Origin of the sequence: Pseudomonas saliphila (assembly GCF_008638345.1) — a bacterium.
Classification (GTDB): domain Bacteria; phylum Pseudomonadota; class Gammaproteobacteria; order Pseudomonadales; family Pseudomonadaceae; genus Halopseudomonas; species Halopseudomonas saliphila.
In genome coordinates this window covers 39,330-51,819 of the sequence record NZ_VTVA01000016.1, presented here as the reverse complement: position 1 = coordinate 51,819, position 12,490 = coordinate 39,330, and the positions used below count along the sequence as shown (strand labels likewise).

Annotated in this window: 10 protein-coding genes; 4 read left to right on the top strand and 6 right to left on the bottom strand. The window is 60.2% G+C overall.

The window, feature by feature from the left end; translation table 11 throughout:
* Window positions 1-77: 77 nt before the first annotated feature.
* Window positions 78-782 (bottom strand): sensor histidine kinase, encoded by a 705-nt coding sequence (locus FHK95_RS15745; RefSeq protein WP_150305585.1) that lies wholly within the window; start codon window positions 780-782, stop codon window positions 78-80.
* Window positions 779-2,383, bottom strand: a complete 1,605-nt coding sequence (locus FHK95_RS15740; RefSeq protein ID WP_150305584.1) for a tetratricopeptide repeat-containing response regulator — start codon at window positions 2,381-2,383, stop codon at window positions 779-781. Before FHK95_RS15740 ends, FHK95_RS15745 begins: the two co-directional genes overlap by 4 nt.
* Before the next feature lie 228 nt (window positions 2,384-2,611).
* Here FHK95_RS15740 and FHK95_RS15735 point away from each other — a divergent pair, with 228 nt between their 5' ends.
* The gene (locus FHK95_RS15735) at window positions 2,612-3,307 is read left to right on the top strand and encodes a tellurite resistance TerB family protein (RefSeq protein WP_150305583.1); all 696 of its coding nucleotides are present in this window, start codon (window positions 2,612-2,614) and stop codon (window positions 3,305-3,307) included.
* Window positions 3,308-3,377: 70 nt separating this feature from the next.
* Here FHK95_RS15735 and adeC read toward each other — a convergent pair whose 3' ends face one another.
* From adeC to FHK95_RS15720, 3 genes are read right to left on the bottom strand one after another with little or no spacing between them, the layout of a single operon-like run.
* Window positions 3,378-4,790, bottom strand: a complete 1,413-nt coding sequence (gene adeC, locus FHK95_RS15730) for an AdeC/AdeK/OprM family multidrug efflux complex outer membrane factor (protein ID WP_150305582.1) — start codon at window positions 4,788-4,790, stop codon at window positions 3,378-3,380.
* Window positions 4,787-7,936 (bottom strand): efflux RND transporter permease subunit, encoded by a 3,150-nt coding sequence (locus tag FHK95_RS15725; RefSeq protein ID WP_150305581.1) that lies wholly within the window; start codon window positions 7,934-7,936, stop codon window positions 4,787-4,789. The genes adeC and FHK95_RS15725 overlap by 4 nt, the downstream gene beginning before the upstream one ends.
* A 6-nt stretch (window positions 7,937-7,942) precedes the next feature.
* On the bottom strand, window positions 7,943-9,088 hold the full coding sequence (locus tag FHK95_RS15720; RefSeq protein WP_150305580.1) for an efflux RND transporter periplasmic adaptor subunit: 1,146 nt from the start codon (window positions 9,086-9,088) through the stop codon (window positions 7,943-7,945).
* 186 nt (window positions 9,089-9,274) lie between these two features.
* On the opposite strand from FHK95_RS15720, the gene FHK95_RS15715 reads away from it, so the two are divergent.
* From FHK95_RS15715 to FHK95_RS15710, 3 genes are all read left to right on the top strand, one after another.
* Complete coding sequence (locus FHK95_RS15715) at window positions 9,275-9,910, top strand: TetR family transcriptional regulator (protein WP_150305579.1); 636 nt, start codon at window positions 9,275-9,277, stop codon at window positions 9,908-9,910.
* Window positions 9,911-10,144: 234 nt separating this feature from the next.
* Window positions 10,145-10,342: a phospholipase D-like domain-containing protein gene (locus FHK95_RS20070; RefSeq protein ID WP_178114824.1), complete on the top strand. Its 198-nt coding sequence runs from the start codon at window positions 10,145-10,147 to the stop codon at window positions 10,340-10,342.
* Window positions 10,343-10,371: 29 nt separating this feature from the next.
* On the top strand, window positions 10,372-12,243 hold the full coding sequence (locus FHK95_RS15710) for a glycosyl hydrolase family 79 C-terminal domain-containing protein (protein ID WP_178114823.1): 1,872 nt from the start codon (window positions 10,372-10,374) through the stop codon (window positions 12,241-12,243).
* A 27-nt stretch (window positions 12,244-12,270) separates the two neighbouring features.
* Here the strand turns inward: FHK95_RS15710 and FHK95_RS20065 are convergent, their stop codons facing one another.
* Complete coding sequence (locus FHK95_RS20065; protein WP_178114822.1) at window positions 12,271-12,444, bottom strand: hypothetical protein; 174 nt, start codon at window positions 12,442-12,444, stop codon at window positions 12,271-12,273.
* Between the last annotated feature and the right edge of the window lie 46 nt (window positions 12,445-12,490).

Genomic DNA, 12,490 nt, shown 5'->3' with positions numbered 1-12,490 from the left:
ATACATCATAAGCGTCAGACACAAGCGCCAGGGTGACTTGACACTGCAATCTGATTCGCGGCCAAGGGCAACAGCGCCTATGGCAACCAGATCCGGAATGTGCCGCCGCCAAGCGGGCCGTCATTGCTCAACTCGATATGACCCTGTACGCCGTTGCGTTGATGAAGCCGGGCGATGCGCTCGCCAAAGTACAGACCCAGCCCCGTACTTCCAGTGCTCAGATCGATGCCCATGACGTAATCTGATTGGCGCTCGATCATGGCAGGAGGATAGCCTTCGCCGTCATCGCTGATGGCAATTGATAGCTGGCCGTCACGCATACTGGCATGGAGCTGAATCGCCGAGCGGGCGTAGCGGATGGAGTTGTTGATGACGTTGGCCACCACCGAGCCCACCAGTTCCGCATCAAAATAGCCGAGCATGCCCTCTTCCTCGACTTCAAGGCTGCCTTTGATGTGGCGTGCCCGCAGGATGTTGTTGTGACGCGCCAGCTGCGCCTCGAGGAAATCATCCAGTTCGATCCAGGCGGGGCGCAGCGGCAACTGATTGACCTGCAGTTTGTACAGGCCAAGCATTTGCACCAGCATGCCGTTAAGCCGCAGGGATTCGTACTCCATCACCCCGTGCTCGCGGCTGCCGCTGAGTTCCGGTGGCAGACTGGCCAGCGATTCGCTGTACGCCTGCATCAGCATCGCCAGCGAATTCTTCATGTCATGCACGGTTGAGGCAATGACCGTGGAGAAATCGAGCCCTTCGCCGGACTGCTCGTCGTGGTCGCTCATAGCGCATCAGCCGCCCGGCGCAGTTTCTGATAGCGCTCGTAACGCTTGTCGGAAGTGGGCATGTTGTGCGCCTGCCCGAGACTCCTCAGGCACTCGGCCTTGAGTGCTTCATCGGGTGTCTGTGCGAGCAGTTGCAGCAGCGATTGCGCCGTATTCAGTGCATAGCTGATATTGCGCGGCTGGCTAGCGCTGGCCTGACGGAACAGCTCGAGAGCTTCAGGGAAATGCTTCTGCTGATAGCACTTGATACCCTCGCGGTTGCACGTCTTGGCCTGCTCGCCTGCCTTGAGGATCTCGGGGTTGTCGGTCTGTGCGGCAATTTGCTCGAGGATAGCTGGATCGTCACCGTACATCTCAGCGCAGGTGGACAGTACGGAGTCCGCGGTGTCAGCCCGTCCCAGGTCGCGCAGTTGTCGGGCCATATCCAGAACGGTGTCCGGAGCCAGGCTGCCCTCGAACCCTTCAAGACGCTCGCTGGCCATCTGCGCGTAACGTTCGGCTTCGCTTTTCTGGCCATTTTTGATGAGCGCGCTCCCTTGCAGCAGATTGGAACGGGCGATCAGCGTTGGATCGTCCTTCCAGGTCTTATCCACTTCCGCCAGGGTCTGACGAATCTCGAGCAGCACCTTTGAGTTGATCACGCCTGGGCCATCCTGTTCAGTCAGGGTGGCGGCTAACTGCAGGTGCGTTTCCGGGCTGCGGAAGGCGGAGTTGCGACCCAGGCCCACAGCATGGCGGAAGGCGCGGGCAGCCTTGGCGTAATCGTCGTTGCGCCGCGCCAGCTTGCCGAGTTCCACCTGACGCTGGAGCGCGTGGGGTGAAATTCTCACGCCCTGTTCCAGACATTGTTGAGCAGCGAGGCTGTCGCCGCGTGCGTCGTGTATGGCCGCGAGCCCATCGAACAGAGCGGGCAGCATGGGAAACAGCTCAACACCCCTTTCATACAGCGCCTGGGCTTCGTCGAGCTTGCCCCTGGCGCGCAGATGATTGGCCAACGCTACCAGCGCCCAGGGCAGCGGCCGGTCGCCGACCAGTCCGCTCAGCAGGGTTTCGAGCTCGGCATCCTGCCCAAGCTGCGCCAACGCATCAGCGAGGTAGCGCTGGCATAGCGTGGCGAGTCGCGGTTGTTCCTGGGTTATGGTTCGACAGGCGTCGACCACCGCCTGCGGATCGTTCCGGCTGACGGCCTCGAGCACGGGTTTGAGGGCGGCTTTGCGCTGGACCAGCTTATCCAGACGTTGCTCAAGGCTGGCGCGGTTGAATGGCTTGGTCAGATAAGCGTCTGGTTCGCATTCCAGCGCGGCCATCACCATCGCCTGGCTGCTTTCGGCGGTGACCATGACAAAGATACAGTGTGGGCTGATGCGCTTGGTATGGTGCAGCTCTTCCAGCACCTGTTGGCCGTTCTTGCCCTCGCCGAGATTGTAGTCATGCAGAATCACGTCGTACTGCGTATTGCGGCACAGCGCCAGGGTCTCTTCACCGGTGGCGACTGCATCGACGTTCCGCACCGCCATCTGGCGTAGCATCCCGGTAACTGAGGAACGAAAGCCGGAAAAGTCATCTGCTATCAGCACGCGTTTGTTGCTGTAATCAATCATCTCGGAATCCTGAATGCGATGCAGGCTATTGTTAGACTTTATTGTGCAAGCTGACACAGCCAATCATCAGGTTAGGGCAAAATGCCATCATTCGGCAATTGGCAGATACGTAATCCGCTGAACCGCACTTCTACGCTGGAGTCTATCAGAGCATCACGATTCTCCATCAGCTTGTAGGCGCCTGACGTCACAACTGGTGTCACCCCAGTGAATACCGAGGTATTACTCATGATCACCAAAAGTTTGCTCGATCAGCTATTAAAATCCGGCTCCGATCTGCTGCAGGGGCAGACCGGTCCCGCATCCTCCAGGCAAACAACCGGGCGCAGCGATTCACCGCTGGGCGGCCTACTGTCCGGCGTTGGCGGCGGAGCCCTGGGCGGTACGGCGATTGGCTTGCTGATGGGCAATAAGAAGGGGCGCAAGGTTGGCAAGAAAGTCGTGACCTATGGTGGGCTGGCTGCCCTCGGCGTGATCGCCTATAAGGCTTACGGCAACTGGCAACAACGGAACGGCAACACCAGCGCGGTGGAGCCCCGAACGGTTGATCGTCTGCCGCCGCCGCAGGTCGAGGAACACAGCCAGGCCATTCTGCGCGCGGTCATCGGCGCGGCCAAGGCTGACGGACATGTCGATGACCGGGAACGGGAATTGATCGAGGGTGAGATCATCAAGCTGACTGAAGACCGCGAGCTGCAGAGCTGGTTTGACCAGGAGCTACGCAAACCGCTGGATCCGGCCGAGATTGCCAAATCCGCTGGTACGCCGGAAATGGCTGCTGAAATGTATCTGGCCAGCCTGCTGATGGTGGACGAGGAAAATTATATGGAGCGCGCCTATCTGGACGAGCTGGCGCGGCAACTGAAGCTGGATCCGGAGCTGAAGACCGAGCTTGAGCGCCAGGCAGAACAGTCGGCGGCATAATGATCTGACTGTTCAGACAGGTCACCCACCGCCGGCTTTGCGTTAAGCCAAGCCGGCGAGGTGGGCGCTATCACTGCGTGGCGGTAGCGTCAGCCTGCCAGCCACCGCCCAATGCCTTGAACAGTTCGACCTCACTGATCAACTGGCTCAAACGGTCACCAATCAACTGTTGCTGCGCGGTGAACAGCTGGCGCTGGGCATCGAGCAGCGTCAGGTAGCTGTCCACCCCGGTGCGGTACCGCCGTTCGGCAATCTGGAAGTAGCTTTCACTGGCTTCGACAAGATCGCTCTGCGCCTGAACCTGTTGCACGTAGGTATCTCGCGCAGCCAGGCCATCCGACACATCACGGAAGGCTTCCTGAATGGAGCGCTCATACTCGGCTACGCGAGCGTCTCGAATGATCTCCGCATAGTCGAGATTGGCGCGCAGGCGACCGGCATTGAAAATCGGCAGGCTGATGCTCGGCGAGAAACTCCAGTAATCCGAACCACTTTCGAACAATCCGTCCAGATCGCTGCTGGCGCTGCCCGCCGCACCGGTCAGGCTGATGCTCGGGAAGAAGGCGGCACGCGCTGCGCCGATATTGGCGTTGGCCCCGCGCAAGCGGCGTTCGGCTTCGACAATATCCGGCCGATTGACCAACAGCTCCGAGGGCAATCCCACCGGCAACTCGGTCAGGTAGCTGTATCGCAGGTTGATGGGCTGCACGCTGTCGGTGGGCAGGCGCTGGCCCAGCAACTGGGCCAGCGCGTTACGGTCCTGGGCCACCAGGCGTGTATAGCGGGCAAGACTGCTGCGCGCTGTCTCCACCGCAGTGCGTGCCTGGGTGAGTTCCAGAGACGAGGCCACGCCGATATCGAAGCTGCGTTGGGTCAGCGCCAGGCTCTCGTCGTAGGTTTCCAGCGTGCCGCGGGTTATCTCCAGCAGCGCCTGGTCGGCCTGCCAGGTCAGGTAGGTATTGGCTACGGCAGCGATCAGGCTGATCTGCACACTGCGCTGAGCCGCTTCGGTGGCTAGATACTCTTCCAGAGCCTGTTCGCGCAGGCTGCTCAAACGGCCGAACAGATCCAGCTCCCAACCAATGCCCAAGGTGGCGCTGTACTGGCTGCTGATATCTGCTTCGCCCATCGGATTCAGGCTGGCAGGGGTGCGACTGCGGTTGCCGCCACCGTCAGCGCTGATCGACGGAAACAGATCTGAGCGCTGGATGCGGTACAACGCCCGCGTCGCATCCACGTTGAGCGCGGCAATACGCAGGTCACGGTTGTTTTCCAGGGCAACGCCAATCAACTCTCGCAGCGCCGGATCCTGAAAGAACTGACTCCAGTTAAGGTCGGCGGTCTGTTCGTTGTTGCTGGCCGAATAGGCCGCGCCCTGCGGCCAGCTATCGGCGACCGGCGACTCGGGGCGCTGAAAATCAGGAATCATCGAACAGCCGCTCAGCGTAGCTGCCAGCGCTACGCTCAATAGCGTTTTTTTCATGGCGTAGGCTCCTGAATGGCCGCTTCGCTGTCCGGCTTGGGCTGCTCCTTGCGAGCAAACAGCGACGACACCAGGACGAAGAACAGCGGCACCCAGAATATGACCAGTACGGTGGCGGTCAACATACCGCCGATGACGCCAGTACCGATCGCATGGGAGCTGCCGGCACCCGCGCCGCTGGCCAGGGCCAGTGGAACCACGCCGAGGGTGAATGCCATGGACGTCATGATGATCGGACGCAGTCGCATCCGACAGGCTTCAACTGCGGCATCGGCCAGACTCATGCCCTGCTCATGCAGGTCCTTGGCAAACTCCACGATCAGAATGGCGTTCTTGGCCGTCAAGCCGACGGTGGTGAGCAGGCCGACCTGAAAGAACACATCGTTGGACAGGCCGCGACCCAGCGTGGCCAGCAGCGCACCGACGACGCCCAGGGGTACCACCAGGATCACGACCATCGGAATCGACCAACTCTCATACAAGGCTGCCAGACACAGGAACACGACCAGCAATGACAGGGCATACAGCATTGGCGCCTGATCCCCGGAGAGCCGCTCTTCGAAGGACAGGCCGGTCCAGGCAATACCTACCCCCGGTGGGAGCTGGCTAGCCAACTCTTCGACCGCAGCCATGGCATCACCGGTACTGTAACCAGGAGCTGCCTCGCCCATGATCTCGATTGACGCCACGCCATTGTAGCGTGCCAGTTTCGGCGCGCCGTAGATCCATTCGCCGGTAGCAAACGCGTTAAAGGGGACCATGTCACCCTGATTGTTGCGTACGAACCATTTATCCAGATCCTCCGGCGTCATACGCGCTTCGGCTTCGCCCTGCAGGTACACCCGCTTGACGCGGCCGCGGTCAATGAAATCATTGACGTAGCTCGAGCCCCAGGCAACCGACTGGGTATTGTTGATGTCACTGAGCGAAACGCCCAGCGCCCGCGCCTGTTCATCGTTCACGGTCAGCTGATACTGCGGCTCGTCGTCCAGTCCGTTTGGACGCACGGAGGTGAGCACAGGGTGTTCGGCAGCCATGCCCAGGAACTGGTTGCGTGCCTGCATCATGGTTTCATGCCCTACACCGGCGTTGTCCTGAAGGAACAGGTTGAAGCCCGTAGCGTTGCCCAGGGCCATCACCGCCGGCGGAGCGAAGGCGAATACCTTGGCATCGCGATAGGTGTCGAATTCTTTCTGCGCGCGCTTAGCCAGCGCAAAGACACTCTGCTCCGCATCCGGCCGCTCGTCCCAGGGCGTGAGACCGACGAAGGCGATGGCGGAATTCTGCCCGCGGCCAGCGAAGTTGAAGCCGGTAACGGTAAATACCGAATTGACGATATCCCCCTCTTCCTGGAGCAGATGCTCGCGCATTCTGTCCACGGTTGCCTGCGTACGCTCGGCGGTGGAGCCGGCTGGTGTCTGAACCTGGGCAAACAGCACGCCCTGGTCTTCATCCGGCAGGAACGCTGAGGGTACCCGGGTGAAGAGAAACGCCATGATGCCGACAATCACCACGTACAACAGCAAATAAGGCGCCTTGCGCCGCAGAATCGAGGAAACGCCGTTTTCATAGCGATTCACGCCCCGGTTGAAGGTGCGGTTGAACCAGCCAAAGAAGCCACGCTTCTCTTGATGCGAACCCTTCGGAATGGGCTTGAGCATGGTGGCGCACAGCGCCGGCGTGAAGATCAGCGCAACCAGGACCGACAGGGTCATCGCCGAGGCAATGGTAATGGCGAACTGTCGATAGATCACCCCGGTGGAGCCGCCAAAGAACGCCATGGGGACGAACACGGCGGACAGTACCAGGCCGATACCGACCAGTGCGCCCTGAATCTGATCCATGGATTTGCGGGTCGCCTCAACCGGCGGCAAGCCTTCTTCCTCCATGACCCGTTCGACGTTTTCCACCACGACAATGGCGTCGTCCACCAGCAGCCCGATCGCGAGCACCATGGCGAACATGGTCAGAATGTTCACGCTGAAACCGAATACGGCCAGCACCCCGAAGGTGCCGAGCAGGACCACGGGAACGGCCAGGGTCGGGATCAACGTGGCGCGGAAGTTCTGCAGGAACAGGTACATCACCAGGAACACCAGCACAATGGCTTCGAACAGCGTATGCACCACGCCCTCGATCGACGCCGATACCACCGGAGCCGTTTCGAACGGATAGACCACATCCATCCCTGGGGGGAAGAACGGCTGTAGACTGGCGATCGTCTCCTTCACCGCATTGGCGGTATCCAGCGCATTGGCGCCGGTGGCCAGGTTCACCGCGATCCCGGTGGCCGGCATGCCGTTATACAACGCCGTGATGGCCGCGCTTTGCGAACCCATTTCGACACGAGCGACATCTTCGAGCCGCACCTGCGAGCCGTCGCTGTTGACCTTCAGCAGAATGTTGCGAAATTGCTCGGGCGTCTGCAGCCGCGTCTTGCCGATGATGGTGGCGCTCAGCTGTTGGCCGGGCACGGCCGGCAAGCCGCCAAACTGGCCGGAGGAAATCTGCACGTTCTGCGCTCGAATCGCGGCGCTGACGTCCGATGGCATGAGTTCGAAGTTATTCAGCTTCGCGGGATCCAGCCATATACGCATGGCATAGGGCGCGCCGAACACCTGGAAATCACCCACGCCATCGGTGCGTGAGATCGGATCCTGAATGTTCGACACCACGTAATCGGACAGGTCATCACGGGTCAGGCTGCCGTCGGTTGATACGACGCCGACGACCATCAGGAAATTGCTGCTCGACTTGGTAACGCGAATGCCCTGCTGCTGTACTTCCTGCGGCAACAGAGGCGTCGCCAGTTGCAGCTTGTTCTGCACCTGAACCTGGGCAATATCCGGATCGGTACCCTGGTTGAAGGTCACATTGATCTGCATGCTGCCGTCGGAGTTACTCTGCGAGCTGATGTAGCGCAGGCCGTCGATACCGTTGAGCTGCTGCTCGATAACCTGTACCACCGTGTCCTGCACGGTTTGCGCCGAGGCGCCCGGGTAGCTAACGGAGATCCGTACGGCGGGCGGTGCGATGTTCGGGTACTGGTTGACCGGCAGAGTGAGAACTGCCAAGCCGCCTGCCAGCATGATTACCAGAGCGATTACCCAGGCAAAGATCGGTCGATCAATAAAGAAATGTGGCATCGGTGATTAACCTTCCTGACCGGGTTGCGGTGCCGCCTGGTCGATGTTACCGGCAGGCACAGCCTTGACCTCAGCGCCAGGGCGGATGAACTGGAAGCCCTCGGTGATCAGACGATCCCCGGCATTGAGCCCTTCGCTCACCAGCCAGCGATTGCCGACGGTACGGTCCACCTTGATATTGCGCAGCTCGACGACATTCTCGCCGTTGACTACCAGAGCCGTCGCGGCGCCCGTTGGGGTGCGCGTCACGCCCTGTTGTGGTGCAAGAATGGCTTCACTGCGGGTGCCGGCGACCAGTTCAGCGTGAACAAACATGCCCGGTAGCAGGATCTTGTCGGGGTTGGGGAATACGGCGCGCAGCGTCACCGATCCAGTGCCCGCTTCGACGGATACCTCGGAAAATTCCAGGGTGCCGTCATGCTCGTAAACCGTGCCATCTTCCAGCGTCAGATTGACTTTGGCGGCGTTGTCACCTGCGCGCTCCAGCCGGCCGGCGGCCAGATCCCTGCGCAGGCGCAAGAGTTCGCGCGCAGGCTGGGTGACGTCGACGTAGATTGGATCCAGCTGCTGGATAGTCGCCATGGCACCAGCCTGACCATTGCTGACCAGTGCACCCTCGCTGACAGCGGAACGGCCAATGCGTCCGGAGATGGGAGCCAGCACCTTGGTGTAACGCAGATCGATGCGCGCCCGCTCCAGCGCCGCCTCGGCCTGCATGTTCGAGGCGCGGGCTTCGTCATAAGCCTGCCGACTCACGGCGTTTTCCTTGACCAGTACGTCATAGCGGTCGGCCAAGGACTTGGTCGATGCCTGTACGGCCTTGGCGCTACCCAGCGTTGCCTCGTAAATGGCCGGATCGATCTGATAGAGCTGGTCGCCTGCCTTCACATCACTGCCTTCCTTGAACAGACGCTTCTGAATGATGCCGTTAACCTGGGGGCGGACTTCAGCGACGCGATACGCGGCTGTGCGACCGGGCAGCTCAGTGGTCAGCGTGAAAGGCTCGGCTTCGAGCGTCACAATGCCGACCTCAGGTGTACTTTTCTCGGCAGCTGAGGGAGCGGTCTCTTCTTCTTTACCGCAGGCGCTTAACAGCGCCACTGCGATTAGCAGGACCGGGAGCAGAGCAGCGCGGACTGGCATGGCTGGCATGAACGAACCTCGTGAACGAGTACAGAATGAGTAAACCGGCCCGGGAAGGCATTGGTCAGTTGTAGGGCGACAATATACTTACATTCGCGTATGTTTGTAAGCATTATTAGCTCAATCAACCTTATTGATCTTCACTATCTGCTGCAATATCAGGGCCGAAGATCCGACACCCAGCGAGTACGGCACATGGCTCGACGCACCAAAGAGGAAGCTCAGGAAACCCGCGCCCAGATTATTCAGGCGGCGGAAATGTGCTTTCACAAAAAGGGCATTTCGCGAACCTCACTAGCTGAGATAGCGGCGGCCGCCGGGGTTACGCGCGGCGCGATTTATTGGCATTTCGAGGACAAGACCGAAGTGCTGGCTGCGCTGCTGGAAACGGCTCACATGCCGCTGCAACCGCTGGGCGAAGCCAGTCGTAACGAGGACGAGCCCGATCCCCTTGGCCGGTTGCGTGAGCTGATCGTTACGATATTCCAGCGTGTGGCGCTTGATCCGGCGATCCGACGCATCAACGAGATCATCTTCCACAAGTGCGAGTACACCGACGAAATGTGCGGCTTGCGTCAGCGCATTCGGGATTTTCGCAGCTTATGTGATCAAAACACCGAAAGCGCAGTGCGCCTCGCCATGGCCAAGGGGCAGTTACCGGCCAACCTGGATGCTGCACTTGCCAGCCGCTGCGTGCACAGTTTCATCAGTGGAATCATCGATCAATGGTTGATGAACCCGGAGGGTCTGGACTTGCCGGACAAAGCCCCATTGCTGGTCGATGGGATACTCGACATGCTCAGGCTGAGCCCGGCATTGCGCTTGAACTGATAAAAGCGGGCCAGTCAATCGGCGATCCAGTCGCAGGTTGCCTGCCTGATGCGGGGAACCATCTGCTGAAAAAGTTGACTGATGGGTCGCTACAACCGCAAGCAGGTTCGGCGGCTGCGAGGTACCTGCACGCAGTACGGCAATCGTATCTGCATAGGGTCGTAAAATGGCGATCCGCGTTCGGCAAACCTGAATACTGAGCTAGGCTTTGTCATTGATAGCTTAATGATGGCCATGAATATCAGCCATGCTTTCGATACCAGCATTCCCGCTAATACCTGTGTCGTACAGCTGGACGACGATGGCCAACTTTTGTGGATGGAGCAGCGAGAGCGTCAGCCGCTGCGGCATGACAGCGAACCGCGCGGCGGGTTATGTGGTCGTGCTCGGATTGCGCTGCTCTACGTACTGCCGATCGGGTGGTCATTGTAATTTTGATATTTTCCGAGGGGTTAAGGACTATGGACCAGACTGGCACACAGGACTCACGGACCGACCAGGCATCGGTCGGCGCGTTTGGCCACACGCCGCCACTGCGGATCATCGTCTCAGCCTGTTATGCAATGCTGCTGGCTGGGTGCGCTGCCAGCGGCCCGGATGCGCCGGCTGAAGCCGTTGGGGCTATCCAGCATTTCACCGCCTCGCCGACGTCGATCACCGCAGGCCAGACCACCGAGCTCGCGTGGGAACTGGGCAATGTTCAGGCCGTGAAGCTGGGGCAGCTGACCGCCACGCCGGCCGCTTCGGCAGTCGTTGCGCCAGCTCAAACGACCACCTACACCTTGACCGCGACCAACGCGCAGGGCGAGCCGGTCGAGCATCAAGTGACGGTCAACGTCAGTGAAGCGTCAAGCGTACTCGCCAACGTCTCGATTGATCCGGAGCAGACCGGCCCGCGTATCCCTGAAAGTTTCCTTGGCTTTTCCCATGAATGGGGCCAGGCGCAAATGATGATGGGTGATCCGGCCATCGGCACCAATCCCATTTATCGGCAACTGCTGACCAACCTTGTCGAGCGCAGCGGCAGTCCGTTGTCGCTACGTGTTGGGGGCAGCAGCACGGACCGTACCCGCGAACCGACCCCCAATACCGTCACCCCCATGGCGCAACTGACGCGCGACATGAACGCAGCTGGCGAAGGCGTTTCCTTCCTGATGGGGCTTAACATGGGCGCAGGTGTGCCGGGCCTCGCTGCGCTGCAGGCCAGGACCTACGTTCAGCAAATGCCAGCTGGTTCGATCGACGCATTCGAACTGGGCAACCAACCCGATCTGTTTGTCTACAACGACCACCGCGACAGCGGTTATGACTTTGAAGAATACCTGGGAGAATACCGGTTCTTCGCTCGCCAGATCGGGTCCAATATTCCGGGTGGCCCGCCGTTGATGGGGCCTTCGATGGCCGGGTTCGCCGGCAGTGCGCCGTTCCCCCTGGCAGAGGAATCGGATTTTGGCACCCCACTGGAGCTGGAGCGACTGCTGACCCAAGAGCATCAGATCATCGGTTTCGTCAGCCAGCACGCCTATAATGGCGGTAGCTCCGCCTGCGGCGGCGATCCCCAGCCGGGCTTCCTGTTGCAGCCTGATGCCGTTACGAACAACCGCGAGGCCACCGAGCCTTATATCAAGGTTGCCACCAAGATGGGCAAGCCCTACCGCCTGTCCGAGATGAATTCAATCATGTGCGCGGGCGAGCCGGGCATCAGCAATGCCTTCGAAGCGACGCTGTGGAGCGCTGATGCGCTGTTCGAGTACGCCTACGCTGGCATCAGCGGCGTCAACCTGCACAGCAATACCTGGAACAGCACGCACGGCTGGGACCTGTCTGGCGCTTTTATGTTTGACGTTCCCGAGGCGCAATACCAGGCATCCAGCACCGAGGTGCAACCGCCCGCGGATGCGCAGTTCCCGGTCAGCTATGAACTGAGAAAAGTGCTGCCGGTGTATTACGGGATGCTGTTCTTCGCCGAAGTGTCGGGAAACCGCGCGGAAATGTTACCTATCTCGCTGGCCAGCGATGCCAATGTCAAGGCCTGGGCCACACGCGACCCCGACACCAATCGGATCTCCCTGGCGCTGATCAACAAGGACCCGAGCGCATCGGGGCCGGTTCGGGTAACCATTCCCGGTTACGCCATCGGCGAGGTAAAGCGCTTGATCGCGCCGTCCTTCGACGCCCAGCAAGGGATCACCCTTGGCGGACAGACCTTCGATGGCAGTCGGGACGGCCGGCCGGTGGGCACCGAATATCGCGAACTGATCGAAGCGCAAGACGGCACCTTCACTGTCGCCGTCGGCCCGACCAGCGCTGTACTGCTGACCCTTAACCGGTAACGCGGTACCTGCCGGGGCGAGTCTGTATCAGAGCGCTACGGCATTGCTCACGTGGAAGAACACCAGCGCCAGCATACATAGCGTTCCCGCCCACAGCACCGCGATCCCGGCCGGTTTCTCGCGCAAGGTGAAACCGATGCCAATCAGAATGAAGCCCAGCAGGAAAATCGCAAAGGTCGGCCAGAAGAACAAAATATCCATCAAACGTACTTCCCGAAGCGCTATCCGCTGGCACATTGCCGGACGG

Bases quoted from the DNA above. Each gene is read 5' to 3' on its own strand.
- FHK95_RS15745 (WP_150305585.1), bottom strand. From the start codon at position 782: ATGAGCGACCACGACGAGCAGTCCGGCGAAGGGCTCGATTTCTCCACG.
- FHK95_RS15740 (WP_150305584.1), bottom strand. From the start codon at position 2,383: ATGATTGATTACAGCAACAAACGCGTGCTGATAGCAGATGACTTTTCC.
- FHK95_RS15735 (WP_150305583.1), top strand. From the start codon at position 2,612: ATGATCACCAAAAGTTTGCTCGATCAGCTATTAAAATCCGGCTCCGAT.
- adeC (WP_150305582.1), bottom strand. From the start codon at position 4,790: ATGAAAAAAACGCTATTGAGCGTAGCGCTGGCAGCTACGCTGAGCGGC.
- FHK95_RS15725 (WP_150305581.1), bottom strand. From the start codon at position 7,936: ATGCCACATTTCTTTATTGATCGACCGATCTTTGCCTGGGTAATCGCT.
- FHK95_RS15720 (WP_150305580.1), bottom strand. From the start codon at position 9,088: ATGCCAGCCATGCCAGTCCGCGCTGCTCTGCTCCCGGTCCTGCTAATC.
- FHK95_RS15715 (WP_150305579.1), top strand. From the start codon at position 9,275: ATGGCTCGACGCACCAAAGAGGAAGCTCAGGAAACCCGCGCCCAGATT.
- FHK95_RS20070 (WP_178114824.1), top strand. From the start codon at position 10,145: ATGAATATCAGCCATGCTTTCGATACCAGCATTCCCGCTAATACCTGT.
- FHK95_RS15710 (WP_178114823.1), top strand. From the start codon at position 10,372: ATGGACCAGACTGGCACACAGGACTCACGGACCGACCAGGCATCGGTC.
- FHK95_RS20065 (WP_178114822.1), bottom strand. From the start codon at position 12,444: ATGGATATTTTGTTCTTCTGGCCGACCTTTGCGATTTTCCTGCTGGGC.